At 74.7% G+C, this 16778-nt stretch carries 12 protein-coding genes; 3 read left to right on the top strand and 9 right to left on the bottom strand.

What is annotated here, in order from left to right; all coding sequences use genetic code 11:
* Positions 1-28 precede the first annotated feature (28 nt).
* The 3 genes from AC5R91_RS25360 to AC5R91_RS25350 all read left to right on the top strand — a co-directional run bounded on the left by AC5R91_RS25360 (position 29) and on the right by AC5R91_RS25350 (position 7272).
* On the top strand, positions 29-4834 hold the full coding sequence (locus AC5R91_RS25360; RefSeq protein WP_495393802.1) for an ATP-dependent helicase: 4806 nt from the start codon (positions 29-31) through the stop codon (positions 4832-4834).
* A complete protein-coding gene (locus AC5R91_RS25355) occupies positions 4831-6252 on the top strand; it encodes an MFS transporter (protein WP_495393801.1) in 1422 nt (473 codons plus the stop codon). Before AC5R91_RS25360 ends, AC5R91_RS25355 begins: the two co-directional genes overlap by 4 nt.
* 114 nt (positions 6253-6366) lie before the next feature.
* Positions 6367-7272, top strand: a complete 906-nt coding sequence (locus AC5R91_RS25350) for a DNA-formamidopyrimidine glycosylase family protein (protein WP_495393800.1) — start codon at positions 6367-6369, stop codon at positions 7270-7272.
* 101 nt (positions 7273-7373) lie between these two features.
* Here AC5R91_RS25350 and AC5R91_RS25345 read toward each other — a convergent pair whose 3' ends face one another.
* From AC5R91_RS25345 to AC5R91_RS25305, 9 genes are all read right to left on the bottom strand, one after another.
* Positions 7374-7937 carry an RNA polymerase sigma factor gene (locus AC5R91_RS25345; RefSeq protein ID WP_011606798.1) on the bottom strand — a complete coding sequence of 188 codons (564 nt, stop codon included), beginning with the start codon at positions 7935-7937 and terminating at the stop codon, positions 7374-7376.
* A gap of 516 nt (positions 7938-8453) precedes the next feature.
* Positions 8454-9335, bottom strand: coding sequence for a phage shock envelope stress response protein PspM (pspM, locus tag AC5R91_RS25340; protein ID WP_495393799.1), 882 nt, complete (start codon positions 9333-9335; stop codon positions 8454-8456).
* Between the two features lie 19 nt (positions 9336-9354).
* Positions 9355-10284 carry a PspA/IM30 family protein gene (locus AC5R91_RS25335; protein ID WP_495393798.1) on the bottom strand — a complete coding sequence of 310 codons (930 nt, stop codon included), beginning with the start codon at positions 10282-10284 and terminating at the stop codon, positions 9355-9357.
* 491 nt (positions 10285-10775) lie between these two features.
* On the bottom strand, positions 10776-11243 hold the full coding sequence (locus tag AC5R91_RS25330; protein ID WP_495393797.1) for a Dps family protein: 468 nt from the start codon (positions 11241-11243) through the stop codon (positions 10776-10778).
* Between the two features lie 250 nt (positions 11244-11493).
* A complete protein-coding gene (locus AC5R91_RS25325) occupies positions 11494-11805 on the bottom strand; it encodes a helix-turn-helix domain-containing protein (RefSeq protein WP_009742389.1) in 312 nt (103 codons plus the stop codon).
* A gap of 108 nt (positions 11806-11913) precedes the next feature.
* The gene (locus AC5R91_RS25320) at positions 11914-13227 is read right to left on the bottom strand and encodes a competence/damage-inducible protein A (protein WP_495393796.1); all 1314 of its coding nucleotides are present in this window, start codon (positions 13225-13227) and stop codon (positions 11914-11916) included.
* Positions 13217-14008, bottom strand: coding sequence for a CDP-alcohol phosphatidyltransferase family protein (locus AC5R91_RS25315; protein WP_495393795.1), 792 nt, complete (start codon positions 14006-14008; stop codon positions 13217-13219). Before AC5R91_RS25315 ends, AC5R91_RS25320 begins: the two co-directional genes overlap by 11 nt.
* The gene (locus AC5R91_RS25310) at positions 14005-15693 is read right to left on the bottom strand and encodes a MiaB/RimO family radical SAM methylthiotransferase (RefSeq protein WP_495393794.1); all 1689 of its coding nucleotides are present in this window, start codon (positions 15691-15693) and stop codon (positions 14005-14007) included. The genes AC5R91_RS25315 and AC5R91_RS25310 overlap by 4 nt, the downstream gene beginning before the upstream one ends.
* Positions 15694-15845: 152 nt before the next feature.
* On the bottom strand, positions 15846-16730 hold the full coding sequence (locus AC5R91_RS25305) for a helix-turn-helix domain-containing protein (RefSeq protein WP_495393793.1): 885 nt from the start codon (positions 16728-16730) through the stop codon (positions 15846-15848).
* Between the last annotated feature and the right edge of the window lie 48 nt (positions 16731-16778).

Genomic DNA, 16778 nt, shown 5'->3' with positions numbered 1-16778 from the left:
GGCAGGACCGGCAGGATCACCGAGCCCGATGGACCGCGGCCGCCGGAATCTGTCGGTACCGCGTCGCAGACTGGTTGACGTGCCCAGTCGCAGCCCCAACGACCAGCCGGATCCGCTCGCGCCGTTCTCCGCGCCGACGCGGAGCTGGTTCGGTGCGGCCTTCGCCGCCCCGACGCCGGCCCAGCATGGTGCGTGGGGGGCGATCCGCGGGGGCGGCAACGCGCTGGTCGTCGCCCCGACGGGCTCCGGAAAGACGCTCGCCGCGTTCCTGTGGTCCCTGGACACACTGGCCCGTTCCCAGCCGCCGCCCGAGCCGACGCGCCGGTGCCGGTGCCGGGTGCTCTACATCAGTCCGCTCAAGGCGCTCGGCATCGATGTGGAACGCAACCTGCGCGCCCCGCTGGCGGGGATCCGGGGCGCCGCGCAGCGCCTTGGCCTGCCCCAGCCCGATATCACCGTGGGCGTCCGTTCAGGCGATACCCCGGCCGCCCAGCGGCGCGGCTTCGGGACCCGTCCGCCCGACATCCTGATCACCACTCCGGAGTCGCTGTTCCTCATGCTGACCAGCGCGGCCCGCGAGGCGCTGCGCGGAGTCCGCACGGTGATCGTCGACGAGGTGCACGCGGTGGCCGGCACCAAGCGCGGCGCCCACCTGGCGCTCAGCCTGGAGCGCCTCGACGCGCTGCTGGAGACGCCGGCGCAACGGATCGGCCTGTCGGCCACGGTGCGCCCGGTCGAGGAGGTCGCGCGCTTCCTCGGCGGGGCGGCCCCGGTGGCGGTGGTCCGGCCGCCGGCGGCGAAGACCCTCGAGATCGAGGTCGTGGTCCCCGTGGAGGACATGACCCGGTTGGGCGAGCCGCTCGTCGACGCGCCGCCGGACGGTTCCGCCGCGGCCGCCCCGCCACGGGCGTCGATCTGGCCGGCGGTCGAGGAGCGCGTGCTCGACCTGGTGCTGGCGCACTCGTCGACGATCGTGTTCGCCAACTCGCGGCGGCTCGCCGAGCGGCTGTGTGCTCGGCTGAACGAGCTCTACGCCGACCGGCTGGTCGAGGCCGCAGCCGCGGCCGGGGGGCCGGAGTCGAGCCCGGTCGCGACCGGTTCCGACGGCACCGGCGCAACTCCGGCGCGCGTGGCCCCGGCCGCGATGATGGGCGCGGCCGGCCAGGGCGGCGGCACCGCCGGGTGGCCGGAGGTCGCGCGGGCACACCACGGCAGCGTCAGCCGGGAGCAGCGGTTGCTCATCGAGGAGGATCTCAAGGCCGGGCGGCTGCCGGCGGTCGTGGCGACCTCCAGCCTGGAGCTGGGAATCGACATGGGCGCGGTCGACCTCGTCGTCCAGATCGGCTCGCCACCCAGCGTCGCCGCCGGCATGCAGCGCGTCGGCCGGGCCGGTCACCAGGTCGACGCCACGAGCCTCGGCGTGGTCCTGCCGCAGCATCGCGGGGACCTGCTCGAGAGCGCCGTGGTCGCCGAGCGGATGCGGGCGGGAGCGATCGAGGAGGTCCACGCTCCGCGAAACCCGCTGGACGTACTCGCCCAGCAGATCGTGGCGATGACGGCGATGGACGACTGGTCCGTCGACGATCTCGGCGGGCTGGCCCGGCGTGCCGCGTCCTTCGCGTCCCTGCCGGCTTCGGTCCTGGAGGCCGTGCTCGACATGCTCGCCGGGCGCTACCCCTCCGACGCCTTCGCCGAGTTGCGTCCCCGCATCACCTGGGACCGGGCCACCGGCATCCTGCGTGGCCGGCCCGGCGCGCAGCGGCTTGCGGTGACCAGCGGCGGAACGATCCCCGACCGGGGCATGTTCGGCGTGTTCCTGGTCGGGGAGAAGGCCAGCCGGGTCGGGGAGCTCGACGAGGAGATGGTCTACGAGTCGCGGGTCGGCGACGTCGTGCTGCTCGGCTCGTCAAGCTGGCGGATCGAGGAGATCACCGCGGACCGGGTGCTGGTCACCCCGGCGCCGGGCCGCCCCGGCCGGCTGCCCTTCTGGCACGGTGACGCCCCCGGTCGGCCCGCCGAGCTCGGTCGCGCGCTCGGCGCCTTCCTGCGCGAGGTCGGCCGGCTGCCGGCGCCGGCCGCTGCCGAGCGGGTGCGGGCCGCCGGGCTCGACGACTGGGCCACCGCGAACCTGCTGCGCTACCTCGACGAGCAGCGGGCCGCCGTCGGGCACCTGGGAGACGACCGCACGATCGTCGTCGAGCGGTTCCGGGACGAGATCGGCGACTGGCGACTCGCGGTGCACTCGCCGTTCGGCGCCCCGGTCAACGCGCCCTGGGCCCTGGCGCTCGGGGCCCGGCTGCGGGAACGGTACGGCACCGAGGTGCACGTCATGCACACCGACGACGGCATCGTCGCCCGGATCCCGGACGCGGCGGAGGTGCCGGGCGCGGATCTCGCGCTGTTCGATCCGGACGAGATCGACGCGATCGTGCGGGCGGAGATCGGCGGCAGCGCCCTGTTCGCCAGCCGGTTCCGGGAGTGCGCCGGGCGGGCCCTGCTGCTGCCGCGGCGCACCCCCGGCCGGCGGACCCCGCTGTGGCAGCAGCGCCAGCGCAGCGCTCAGCTCCTCACCGTCGCCGCCACGTTCAGCGACTTCCCGATCGTGCTGGAGACGATGCGGGAATGCCTGCAGGACGTGTTCGACACCCCGGCGCTGGTCGGGCTCATGCGTGAGGTAGCAGCCAGGTCGCTGCGGGTGGTGGAGGTGGAGACGGCGTCCCCGTCGCCGTTCGCCTCGTCGCTGCTGTTCGGATACGTCGCCGCGTTCCTGTACGACGGCGACGCGCCGCTGGCCGAACGCCGCGCCCAGGTGCTGTCGCTGGACAGCTCGCTGCTCGCCGAGCTGCTCGGCGAGGCCGACCTGCGGGAGCTGATCGATCCCGCCGCGCTCGCCCAGGTGACCGCCGAGCTCACCCGGCTCGCTCCCGACCGGCGCGCCCGCGACGCCGAGGGGGTCGCCGACCTGCTGCGCGTCGTCGGCGACCTGACCATGCAGGAGGCCGTCGACCGGGGTGCCACCCCTGGCTGGCTCGCCGAGCTGGAGCACGATCGCAGGATCCTGCGGGTGCGCATCGCCGGTGAGGAACGGTGGGTACCGATCGAGGACACGGGCCGGCTGCGCGACGCCCTCGGCGTCCCCCTGCCGGTGGGGGTGCCCGAGGCGTTCACCCAGCCGGTGCGCGACCCGCTGGGCGATCTGATCTCCCGGTACGCCCGCACCCACGGTCCGTTCGATGCCGAGGAGCCGGCGCGGCGGCTGGGGCTGGGCACGGCGGTCGTCGTCGGGGTGCTCGAGACCATGACCGCCCAGGGCCGGCTGGTGCGCGGTGAGCTGCATCCCGAGCGCACGGGCATGCAGTGGTGCGACGCCGGGGTGCTGCGCGCGCTGCGCCGGCGCAGTCTCGCCGCGCTGCGCCGCGAGGTCGAGGCCGTGCCGACCCGGGCACTCGGCGCCTTCCTGCCCATCTGGCAGGGATTGACCAGCGGTCGGGGCCGGGGGGTCGACGGCGTGCTGCGGGCCGTCGAACAACTGCAGGGCGCCCTGATCCCGGCGAGCGCCTGGGAGCAGCTCGTCCTGCCGGCCCGGGTCACCGACTACTCCCCCGCGATGCTGGACGAACTGTGCTCCGCCGGCGAGGTCCACTGGGCGGGCGCCGGCGGCCTGCCTGGCGGCGACGGTTGGCTGACGCTGGTCACCGCCGACGCCGCCGCCCTCCTGCTGCCCGCCGCCGACCTCGACGCCGCCGCCGGGCAGCCGCACGCCGCGGTCCTCGACGCTCTCGCGGACGGCGCGGCGCTGTTCTTCCGGACCCTGTCGGATCGGGTCGGCTCGCTCGACGACAACGGCCTGACCGCGGCTCTGTGGGATCTCGTCTGGGCGGGCCTGATCACCAACGACACTCTCGCGCCGCTGCGCGTCGCCCTGAGTGCCACCGGCGGGACCGCCGGACCCGTGGCGAGGCGGCGGGCCCCACGGCCGCGGCAGTCCCGATACGGTCGGCCGACGCTGCCGCGGCGGACCGGCCCCCCCACCGCGGCCGGCCGGTGGTCGCTGCTACCCGAGCGCGATGAGGACCCGACCCGCCGCGGCCACGCGCTCGCGGAGGCGCTGCTCGACCGGCACGGCATCGTCACCCGGGGGGCGGTGACCAGCGAGCGCCCGTCGGGCGGTTTCGCCGCGGTCTACCGGGTGCTCAGCGCGTTCGAGGACGCGGGCCGGGCCCGGCGCGGCTACTTCGTCGAGTCGCTGGGCGCAGCCCAGTTCGCCGTGCCCGGCGCGGTCGATCGGCTACGAGCGATCGCCGCGGCGCAGCGCGACGCGGCCCAGGCCCCCTCCTGGGCGCCACCACCGACCGGATCCGACCTGGGCACCTCGGCGGCTGACGGAGGGCCGTGGGCACAGGCGGATCCCCGCCGGCCCGGATCCGCGGTGGGCCGGGCCGGCGCAGGCCCCGCGGCCGTGGTTCTCGCGGCCACCGATCCGGCCAACCCATTCGGTGCCGCACTGGCGTGGCCGGACCGGCCGGGACCGGGGGCGGACGCGGCGGCCGGGCATCGACCCGGCCGTAAGGCGGGAGCGCTGGTCGTCCTCGTCGACGGCGAGCTCATCCTCTACGTGGAGCGGGGCGGGCGGTCCCTGCTGTCGTGGACGGCGGACGAGCGCCTCACCGGGACCGCCGTGGAGGCCCTGGCCCGCGCCGTCACGGATGGATCACTCGGCCGGCTGACCGTGGAGAAGGCCGACGGGGAGCCGATCGCCGCGAGCGGCCTCGGCGCCGCCCTCGAACGCGCCGGCTTCCATCCGACGCCGCGCGGCCTGCGGCTGCGGGCTTGACCGACCAGATCGGGGCACGCGAGGTAGACGGGCCCGAGCCGGCGGTGCGGTCCCTGTGGGACCGGCGGATCAGGGCGCTGACCGTCGGTCTCGTCACGATCATCACGCTGGTCGCGTTCGAGGCCCTCGCCGTGGTCACGGTGCTACCGGACGTGGCCGCCGATCTCGACGGCGTCGGCCTGTACGGCTGGGCGACCAGCGCGTTCTTCCTCGGCACAACGGTCGGCATCGTGCTGGCCGGCGCCGGCGCCGACCGGGCCGGCCCGGCCCGCCCGTTCGCCGTCGGGCTGCTGTTCTTCTGCGCCGGGCTGCTGCTCGCCGCCCTGGCGCCGACGATGGGTGTGCTCGTCGTCGGCCGGGGGCTGCAGGGCCTCGGCGGCGGGGCGATCCCGGCGATCGCGTACGCCACGATCGGCCGCGCCTACCCCGCCGAGCTGCGGCCCCGGGTGTTTGCGGTGCTCTCCACCGCATGGGTGGTGCCGGGCCTCGGCGGGCCGGCGCTGGCCGGCCTGATCGCCGCTCACGCCGGCTGGCGCTGGGTCTTCGGCGGGCTGCTGCCGCTGACCGTCGCCGCGGGGGGCATCCCCTTCCGGGCGCTGCGCGCGCTACCGGGACGACCGGCCGGCGGGCACGTCCGGATCCCGATCGTCGCGGCCGTGCGGATCAGCGGCGGCGCGGGCCTCGTCCTGGCCGGGCTGACGAACCGCTCGCCGCCCGGCCTACCACTGATCGCCGCCGGCGTCGCCTGCGGTCTCGGCCCGCTGCGCCGGCTGCTGCCGGCCGGCACCCTGCGCCTGCGTCCCGGCGTCCCCGCCGCCGTGGCCGCCCGGGGCCTGCTCACCTGGGCCTTCTTCGGGGCGGACACCTTCGTGCCACTGTCGATCACTACGGTGCGGCACGCGTCGACCACGACGGCGGGACTCGCGGTGTCCACGGCGACTCTGTGCTGGACGGCGGGCTCCTGGACGCAGGCCCGACTCGCCGAGCGCCGGTCGTACCGCGAGCTCATCGGGGCGGGACTCGGCCTGGTCGCCCTCGGCACGGGCGGGTTCGCCACCGTGCTGCTGCCCGCGAGCGTGCCGTTGGCCGCCCCGATCGCCTGCTGGGGAGTCGCCGGGATGGGAATCGGTCTGTCGTACTCGACCATCGTCACGCTGGTCCTCGGCGAGACGCCGGCCGACCGGCACGGGGAGGCCAGCACCGCGGTGGCACTCAGCGACAACCTGGGCACCGCTTTCGGCGCTGGGGTGAGCGGTGTGGCGGTCGCGGCGAGCCAGGCGACGACCGGCGCACCGGACACCGGGCTCGCGGTCGCCTTCGGCCTCACCGTCGGCATCGGGCTGTTCGGCGCGATCGTGGTCGCCCGGCGGCTCCCGCGGCGCCGCTCGCCCCGCCCGGCCGATGTGCCCCAGTCGTGACCGGGCCCGGGACCCTGACCTGCGGCGGCAGGTGACGCGAGGAGTCGAACGGCGAAAGGTGGACGGTGGAGGCACCGGCCGCGGAGGCGCGCAGGAGGCGGGGAGGATGCGGGGATGCCCGAGGGCGACACCGTGTGGCGGGCGGCCCGGCGGATGGACGCCGAGCTCGCCGGCGCGCGGCTGCTGAGCACCGACTTCCGGGTGCCCCAACTGGCCACGGCCGACCTGTCCGGCCAGCGGATCACCGGGGTGGCGGCGCGCGGCAAGCACCTGCTGACCAGGTTCGACGGCGGGCTGAGCCTGCACACTCATTTCCGGATGGAGGGCTCGTGGCACCTCTACCGTCCGGGGGCGGCCTGGTCGGGCGGTCCGGCCTGGCAGATCCGGGTCGTGCTCACCACCGCAGAGCAGGTCGCGGTCGGGTACCGGCTGGCGATCGTCGAGCTGCTGGCGACGAGCCGCGAACAGGACGTCGTCGGCCATCTCGGCCCGGACGTGCTCGGCGCGGACTGGGATCTGGACGCCGTGGTGGCGACGCTGCGGGCAACGCCGCAGCGGCAGATCGGTGCCGCGCTGCTCGACCAGCGAATCATCGCCGGCCTGGGCAACATCTGGCGGACCGAGGCATGCTTTGTCGCCGGGGTGTCACCCTGGACGCCCGTGGGCGACGTACCCGATCTACCGGGACTCGTCCGACGAGCCCAAGCGATGATCAGGACCGGCGCCCACGGTGGGCATCAGGTGACGACCGGGTCAACGCGACCCGGAGAGGAGCACTGGGTCTACGGCCGGGCCGGGCGGCCCTGCCGGCGGTGCGGGAGCCGGATACTCACAGCCGACCAGAGCCGGATACCCGGCCGGGTCGACGACGAGAGCCGGCGCACCACCTGGTGCCCCCGATGCCAGACCGGACCGGCGGCTCCCGAGGGAGCCGTCGCCCATCGCGGACGTGCGAACCGAGGCGCCGAGGCGCGCTCCGGCCGCGTCCGCCGGCCTGATGCCGGGGAAGGTGGTGCCTGATGGTGCATGCGTGCGTGATGGTGCCTGATGGTGCATGCGTGCGTGATGGTGCGTGATGGTGCGTGATGGTGCGTGGTACACGCCCGATCCTGGCGAAACCGTCAGTTCCGGGAGAAGGAGATCAGCCGCGCCCGGCCGCGGGTGAAGGCACCCTCGGCCGCCTTGAGACTGATTTCCAGGTCCGCCGCCGCCTCCCGCGTGCTCATCCCGGCCGCCCGCGCCATGATCACCTGACGCTCGCGGCCACGCAGCGAACCGGCCCGGGCCAGCAGCCAGCGGGCCTCCGCCCGGTCGCAGACGGCGTCGTCCGGCGCGGGTTCCCACGGCTGCAGGTACCCGCGGACGACCGCCCGCTCCGCGCGCTGACGGGCCCGGTGGTGGTCGACGCACAGGCGCAGCACCGTCGTCGTCAGGAACTGACCGACTCGACTCGCGTCGAGGTCCCGGAAGCCCGCCGCACGGATGAACGCCTCGTGCACGCAGTCCTCCGCGTCGGCCTTGCTCGGCAGCCGACGGCGGGCGATGTGGATCAGCCGCTCCCGGTGGGGCAGCATCAGCGACCAACGCTGCTCGCTGTAGGGCCGGTCCAGCTCGGCCAGGGACGTTGCAGTTGCCGTCGCGGTTGCGGAATCAACCGGGGGGAACTCCCCGGCAGGGCATGTCACGGTTCAGTCCACCTCTGACTTGCTCGGACCGCGCCACCCCCCAGCGCGATCACGGTCGGCCCGGTGCACGCCAGCACCGGCAGAACCGCGATGCGCCTTGGTCTTCTATGTCCGCTGCGTGCCAAGCAGCGGACTTTGGACAAGCCGGACATTACACATCCACTCCTGGGCAAGCCAGTCCCGACTTCTCCGTACACGCGGCACGGCCGCCCAACATGCACGCACCGTACGCTCCACGGAGCCGGAACCTTCGCTCCTACGCCGGAGCAACACCACCAAACGGTGGCAAAACGCCGAGAAAGCCAAGAGAATGGCGTTCTCCAGCCCAACGGACCGTATGCCTAATTGCCATTCGCTACGCACCGTGTTCAGTGAACCCGCTGTAAACGTGGCGATCTACGACCCGAAGGTGCCACCCAGTCGAATAGACGACACGTGGTCGGAGCCTCGCAGTTCGTACCGGCCCGAGCATGGGTGCTCCCGCCGTATGGGGCGGGGCAGCGGGGAGCCGGACGGCTAGATGCCCGCGAGTTCTCGCAGGGCCGCCGCGTACCCCCGCAGCGCCTCGGTGTCCTCGCGCAGCCTGATCAGGCCGGGTGCCGACGACGACACGGTACCGACCGTCTCTCCGGCCGCGACGAGCAGGTCGTCGAAGACGGCGACCGACGTCGTCATCGTCGCCACCAGGGCCTCGGTGGTCCGGGCGAGTTCGGCCCGCCGCCCGGGATGGGAGATCGCCCGAACGGCCGCCTCGCAGGCGACGACCCGGGCCGCGCCGACGCGCAGCCCGTCGACCAGCTCCGCCGCGCCGGCCGCGGCCGTCTGCAGGAGCGTTCGGGCCGGGCCCGGGCCGAGGGAGCGGGTCATCGCCACGAGCGCGGCCAGCCCCGCCTCCCCGCGGCGCAGCGGCTTGGCGGCCGCGGACCGGCGCAGCTCCCACGGGCTCGGCGCGGGGGTACGCGGCAGCGGGAGCCCGTTGTCGGCCCGCCGCAGCAGCCCCAGTTCGCGCCCGGCGAGAGCCGCCCGGGCGAGCGCGGCCCCGCCGGCCACCAGCCAGCCCCAGGAGTCGGACGCCACGGCGGCCACGGGGGTCAGCGCGGCGACCCCGGTCCAGATCGACACGGTGGCCGCCTCCCGCCGCCGAGCCCAGCGCAGCCCGCGCCCGGCCCGGCGCTCGGCCCGCTCCAGCGAGCGTCGCTCGACGTCGGCGCCGACCCAGGCCGGCAGGGCAGGTACGACGGCGGCGGCGGCGTCCGCGGTCGCGCGTGCCACGCTCGACCGCCGGTCGAGAAGCGCCTGAACCCGCTCCCACGCCCGGCCGGTGGGGCGGGGGGCGCCCGCAGGACCGGAGGCGCCGGGGGATGCCGCCCGACCGTCGCGCGTCGACCAGTCCGTCACCGTCGGCTCCTCACCCGGCTCACGCCGCCGGCCCACCGGGCGCGGACGCGGGGCCGTCGGCGCCCTGCCCGCCCGCGGCAGGCGGCGGTGCGCCCCGGCCGCCGGCGTCGGGCGCCCGGTACGACTCGCCGTCGGACTGCCCCTTGGTCAGCGACGCCCGCTGCGGGTCGGACCCGGCGCCGAGAGCCGTCGGCGTCCCGCTGCCCAGGGCCGCGCCCGGGCCGCCCCCGCCGCCGAGATCGCCGCGCAGCTCGGCCAGCCGGGACAGGGCCCGGGCGTCCATGGTGGCGCGGCGGACCTCGACCATCCGCGCCTCCATTCCCTGCGAGGCGAGCTCGTGGCGACCGAGCGCCACCGCGTAGCGGTGCTCGACCTTGTCGCGGATCTCGGCGAGCGTCGGGGTGTCACCGGCCGGGGCCAGCGACGACATGCCCTCCATCGCCTGGGTCATCTGCTCCTGCATGGCGGCGTGCTCGATCTGGGTCAGCAGCCGGGCCCGCTCGGCCAGGTGGCGCTGCATCCGCGCCGTGTTGTCCTCGACCGCCGTGCGGGCCTGGGCCGCGGAGGCCGCCGCCTGGCGGTGCAGGTTCTTCAGGTCCTCGAGGGAGGTCTCCGCGGAGACGAGCTGGCTGGCGAATGCCTGCGCGGTCTCCTCGTAGCTGGCCGCGGAGACCGGGTCACCCGAGGCCCGCGCGTTGTCCGCCAGCAGCAGCGACGAGCGGGCCGACTCGGTCAGGCCGGCGACCTCCTCGGCCTGACGGGCCAGCCGCATCTCCAGTTGACGCTGGTTTCCCACGACGAGCGCGGCCTGCTGCACGAGCGCCTCGTGCTGGCGGCGGGCCTCCTCGATGGCCTGGTCGATCTGCACCCGCGGGTCGGCCCGCTCGTCGAACTTGCGGTTCGCCGACGCGGAGAGATACCGGGCAATCTTGCGGACGACATTCGCCATACCACGATCGTCGCACGACCTCGGCCCAGTGGTGACCCGGCCGGTACACCAATCGCGTCGTCCACCCGTCAGACGGGCGCATGGGCGTCAGACGGGAAGGCGTCCGTCAGACGGGAGGGCACAGCGCGGTGCGACCACGTCCCTGGCAGACCACGCATGAGCGGCAGGCCGGCACGAAGCCACCGCGTGCCGTCGCGAAGACGACCAGTTGCTCACCCAGCCCGTTACACGCCTTGCAGACCTGGATCGGCAGGTGCGCCGGGGCTGCGTCATCCTCCTCGGGTTGCGAGGCGGTGCTCACCTGATCTTCTCTCCCTCCGGGCAAGGCCCGGGAGCCATGCCCGGGGGGACGACGACCGACTCAAGCTGCACCGTGAGAACTACCCGGGGAGAGTGGCAGACCGACCCGCGCGCCGCCACCGGAGTCGCCCGTTCGGGCCGGTGGTCCCGGCGGCCGCCGTGGTGGCGGCGGCCCCGGTGGCGGGCCGGGCTCAGACCATCGCCTGGAACATCCAGTGCTGTTCCTCCAGCTCGCGCACGACGTCGATGACCAGATCCTGGGTGACCGGGTCGGGCCGCTCGGTGGCGTCCATCCGGGTGCGCATCCGGGTGACGACCTCGGCGAGCACGTCGGCGATCAGCCGGACCACCTTCTCGTCGGCGAGGTAACCGACCTCGACTCCGTGCAGATGGGTCCCGCGGGCGACGGTCGACGACTGGCCGTCCGGGTTCACCCCGATGGCTACGGCCCGTTCGGCGGCGGCGTCCGCGTAGCGGCGGGCCAGCTCCACGATCTCGTCGAGCTGGCGGTGCACGCTGCGGAAGTTCCGCCCGATGACGTTCCAGTGCAACTGCTTCGCGAACAGGGACAGATCGATCAGATCGACCAATGCGCCCTGCAGCGCCTCGCCGGTGATGGAACGGGCCTCGTCGGACAGTGGGCTACGGATCGCACTCATGCTCGTCCTCTCGGGTCGGAGCCGCTTGCGTTCCCTGGCGTGCCCCGGAAGAAGATCCGTACGCGGAACTTCCGGCGCCGTCCCGCTCCGTCACCGAAGAGCGTCGACACGCGGTAACCACGCTGGTACAGGCCACAGCGCACGGAGACCTGACCGGCATCGAGCACCGGCAGTGACCAGCGGGACGCCGCCTGCGAAGATCGGTCCAGGGTGGGACCTGCGGCCGTCGAGCGGGCGCGACCGGGTGAGCTCAGGCAGCCCGATCCACGACCGTCGGGCGAGCCGGCACCACGACCGTGGCCCCGCCGACGCCCGCGCCCACCGCCAGCTCGGCGAGCTCCAGGTCCTCGCTCACCTCGCGCAGCAGATCCGCGAGCCGGACTCCCAACGCCTCGCAGATGGCTGCGAGCAGCTCGGAGCTGGCCTCCTTCTGCCCACGCTCCACCTCGGAGAGGTAGCCCAGCGACACCCTGGCCGCCGAGGACACCTCCCGGAGCGTGCGGTGCTGATCCTGACGGCGGCGGCGCAACGCCTCGCCGATCATGCGTCGGAGCAGGACCATCGAGCCTCCTCCTTCGTCCGCGGGATGCGTTCACCGTATACCCACCACCGTGGCCCTCGGGCCCTCGTTGATGGGACTGTAACTGTGTAAGCACCTCGGGTCCGGCGATTACTCCCGCGATCCGCCCGTGGTGTCGTCACCGAAGGTGGCGATCTCGCTGCCCGGCAGTCCCGCCAGAGTACGCCGCACCAAGTCCAGAGCGGTCACGGCGGCGAAGGCGCGTACCCGCGTGCGGTCGCCGGGCAGACGGACCGAGCGGGTGATCGTCCCGTCCGGGCCCGCGAGGCCCAAGTGCACCGTACCCGCCGGCTTGCCCTCCAGCTCCCCCGGGCCGGCGACACCTGTGGTGGCCAGCCCGTAGTCGGCACCGAGACGTGCCCGCACCCCGGCCGCCATCGCCGCGGCGGTGTTGGCCGACACCGCTCCCTCGGCGGCGAGCAGGGCCTGATCAACCCCGAGCGCCGACGCCTTGACGTCGGTCGCGTAGGACACGACGCCACCGCGGAACACCACACTCGCGCCGGGCACGTCGGTCAGCCGGCCCGCGAGCAGCCCGCCGGTGATGGACTCGGCGACGGCGAGCGTCGCCGACCGCGCGCGCAGCAGCCCCAGCACGACGCTCTCCAGCGAGTCCTCCTCGCCGCCGTACACCCCGGCGCCGAGCGCCGCGCGCGACGCGGCCTCCACCGGGGCGATCAACGTCTCGGCCTCGGCCCGGTCGCGTGCCCGGGCGGTGATGCGAACCCGGGTCTGGCCGCCGCTGGCCAGGAACGCGATCCGCGGGTTGCCGATCGGCGCCAGCCGGTCGACCTCGGCCGCAAGCGCCTCGGCGACCGCCGACTCCCACATCCCCGCCGTGCGCAGCACCCGGTGCACGACCACCGCCGGCTGGCCCGCGCGGCGCAGGATGTCGGGCAGGACGCTGGCGGTGAACATGTCGTTCATCTCGAAGGGCACGCCCGGCATGGCGTACACGACGCCCGCGCCGATCTCCATCCGGATGCCCGGGGCCGTGCCCGGCCCGTTGGGCAGCGGCTGCGCTCCCGCGGGCAGGTCCGCCTGCCGGTAGTTCATCACCGGGACGTCGCGGGCGTCGCTGCGGCCCATCGTCCGGAACCGTCGACGCAGCTCGGCCTCCAGGAAGTCGTCGCGGCGCAGCTCGACGCCGGCCGCCGCGGCGATGCCCTCGCGGGTCAGGTCGTCCTGGGTCGGCCCGAGACCGCCGGTCATCACGACCGCGTCGGCGCGTTCCAGCGCCACCCGGATCGCCGTGGCGATCACGTCGACGTCGTCGCCGACGACCGTGGACGTCGCGACCGTCACCCCGACGTCGGCGAGCTGGCGGCCGAGCCACGCGGCGTTGCCGTTCACGATGTCGCCGTAGAGGAGCTCGTCCCCCACCGCCAGCAGCTCAGCGCGCATCCGTCAGCCCCTTGTCGTCGGTGATGCCCGTCCCGGCCGCGGGCTCGCCGGTGGCGTCGCGCGCGGTCTGGCTGCGCAGCGCGAGCGCCCGGTACACGTAGTCGACCCCGGTGGCGACGGCGACGACCACCCCCGCGGCGAGGATCACCGCCCGGCTGGTCGCGGCGACCCCCGCCAGCGGCAGCACGTAGAGCCCGATCGCCACGTTCAGCAGCAGTGTCTTCGCCTTGCCCCCGCGGCTCGCGGCGATCACCCCGAAGCGGATCACCCACAGCCGCAGCAGCGTGACCCCGACCTCGCGCAGCAGGATCACCGCCGTCACCGGCCACGGCAGCTCCCCGAGAACTGACAGCGAGATCAGCGCGGCGCCGGTCAGCGCCTTGTCGGCGATCGGGTCGACGAGGATGCCGAAGTCGGTGACCAGCTGCCAGTGGCGGGCGATGGACCCGTCGACCTGGTCGGTGATAGCGGCCACGGCGTAGGCGACGAAGGCCGCGTACCGCCATCCGTCGTCGTCGGGACCGGCGAACAGCAACAGCACGAAGACCGGCACGAGAATCAGTCGGATGATCGTCAGCAGGTTGGCGACGTTGAGCACCGACACGCTCGGCCGCGGGTCCGGCCCGTTCGCGGCGGCAACGGGACGGCCGAGGGCGGCGGCGCCCGGCTCGGGCGGGGCCGACGAGAGGTCGGCGGGTGGCAGCTCACGGGTGGGCTGGCCGGCCGACGACGGCCGCCGCCCGCCGACGCCGCCCGGGGCGTCGGCTCCGGGGGCCGTCACGTCCCGTCCGCGCCGGGCCGGCCCACCAGGACCGACGCCCGCGCCCCGCTTGCCCGCGCCCCGGTTGCCGGCGGCGCGGCCTCACCTCGCCCGGCCGAGGGACGGGCCCGGTCGAGCACCGCGGTGAACTCGGCGACCAGGTCGACCCCTTCGGTCGCGACGACCCGGGCCTCGATCAGGTCCCCCACCTCGACACCGGGCAGACCGGGCAGACCGGGCAGACCGGCGCGGGGCGGGCCCCCGCCGGACGGGCCGGCCGCCGCGGCGGGGCCGGGCAGTCGGACCATGCACGAGCCGTCGGCATCGGGCTGCTGGTGTCCGGCGCACCCGGCGGCGATCCCGTCGGCGACCTCCTCGACGAGGACCTGCACCCGGCTGCCGATCCGCTCCTGCGCCCGGGCGGCGGTGAGCTGTTCGACGAGATCGGTGATCTGCACCCGGCGTCGCTCGATCTCCTCATCGGCGATCTTGCCTGGCAGCGAGACCGCCTCGGTGCCCTCCTCGTCCGAATAGCCGAACACACCGACCGCGTCGAGCTCGGCGGCCTCGAGGAACTCCGCCAGGATGTCCACGTCCGCCTCGGTCTCGCCGGGGAAGCCGACGATGACGTTCGATCGGGCGCCGAGGCCGGGCAGCAGGTGGCGACCGCGGTCGAGCAGGTCGAGGAAGTGCTCGGAGCCGCCGAACCGGCGCATCCGGCGCAGCACCGCCGGGCTCGCGTGCTGGAACGACAGGTCCAGGTAGGGGGCGAGACCCGGCGTGGTCAGCAGCACCTCGAGCAGCGAGGGGCGCAGCTCCGCCGGCTGCAGGTAGACCGTGCGCACCCGCACGATGCCCGGCACGGCGGCAAGCTGCGGCAGCAGCTTCTCCAACGCCCGCAGGTCACCGAGGTCCTTGCCGTAGGACGTCGAGTTCTCGCTGACCAGAACCAGCTCGCGGGCGCCCTCGCCGGCCAGCCACTCCGCCTCGGCCAGGACGTCGTCGACGGGACGGGACACGTGCGAGCCGCGGAATGACGGGATCGCGCAGAACGCGCACCGCCGGTCGCAGCCGCTGGAGATCTTCAGGGCGGCGACCGGCCCCGCCGTCAACCGGCGACGGCCCGGGGCAACCACCGCTCCCCCACCACCGGCACCACCACCAGGTGCGCCGCTCGCCGGCCTGCCGATGGTCCGCCCGCCGGCGCCGGCGTGCCCGGGAACGTGCACGGCGACGTTCGCCGAGGCGCCCCGCTCCACCGGGGTGATCGGCAGCAGGGTGCGCCGGTCACGCGGGGTGTGGGCGGGCACGGTGGCGCCGCCGAGGACCGCCTCGAGATGCTCGCCGATGCTCGGGTAGGCGTCGAAGCCCAGCACCGCGTCGGCCTCGGGCAGGCTCGCCGCCAGCTCGTTGCCGTAGCGCTCCGCGAGGCAGCCGACGGCCACCACCGCACGAGGGCCCGCGCCGGCCGGTTCGCCGTCGCCGGCCCGCAGGTCGTCCACGGCCAGCAGGGCGTCGATGGAGTCCTTCTTCGCCGCGTCGACGAATCCGCAGGTGTTGACCAGCACGGCGTCGGCGTCGGCGGCCTCTGCGACCAGCTCCCAGCCCTGGGCGGCAAGCCGGCCGGCGAGCTCCTCCGAATCCACCTCGTTCCGGGAACAACCGAGCGTGACGAGAGCTACCCGGCGCGGGACGTGAGTGGACACCAGGTCAGGCTACCGGGACGGCGGCACCCGGCGCCGCACCAGCCCGACATGGCCGACTCGCACGGATGGGGAGCCTCACGGGCGGGCGGGCCCGGTCTCGATGGACCGGCAGGCCGCCGGTGGCGCCGGATCGCCGCGCCCGCGGGTCGCGATCAGTCCGCCGACGCGACGGGCGCGGCGGCGAACGCGGACGGCGGCGGGCCCGCGGCGAGGGGGGTGCGGCCGGCCTGCCCGACCTCGCACTCGCCGGAGGCGACCGCGCTGACCCGGATCGTCACCACCTGACCGGCACCGCCGGAGGGCCCCAGGTTCCGGCCGTTGCAGGACACGTCGACCGCGCCCGCGTTGCCCATCCTGATGTTCAGCGCCCCCGGCGCCGTGATGGTACGGCTGTCGCCGGAGTGCAGGAGCTGCGCGAGCAGCACATGGCGGTCGTCGTCACGCACCTCCAGCCAGCTCTGCGCGTCGCGCGCCGCCACCACGACGTTCACCCCCGCCGGAGGGGAGGTGCTGGGAGCGGGGACGGGCGCGCTGCTCGGCGCCGCGGCCGGTGACGGCGCGGTCGGCGCAGGCGCAGCGGCGTCGCCCTGCCGGGTGGACCCGGATGAGCCGGACGACCCCGAACCGGGCACCAGCAGGGCGATGACCGCGATCAGGCACACCGCGGCCAGCGACACGATCATCGCGGCGCCCCAGCGGAACCCGCCGCGCCGGCGCCTGGTCCCGCCTCGCAACGGGTCGAACTCGCCGGGCGGGACGCCGAGCACCGGCCCGGTCAACGCCTCGTGCGAGGCGTCGTAGGCGGCGAGCACGGGGCCGGGGTCGAGGCCGAGGCTGGTGGCGATGCTGCGCAGGTGGCCACGGGCGTAGACCGTGCCGCCGCAGCGGGAGTAGTCGTCCCGCTCGATCTGGTCGATCAGGCTTGCCCGCACCCGAGTGCGCTCACTGACCTCGTCGATCGTCAGGTTGCGCTCGCGACGGGCCGCGGCGAGCAGCGAGCCAGCGCTGGCCGGCTGCGGATCGTCCACGGATTGCATGAGCGACCTCCGCAAGCGTGAATTTCTGCCTACCGTGGAGGCACCGGC

The sequence above is a fragment of the Frankia sp. BMG5.60 genome, from assembly GCF_059428125.1.
The sequence above is the reverse complement of the archived record's forward strand: the minus strand, read 5'-3'. Positions and strand labels throughout refer to the sequence as shown.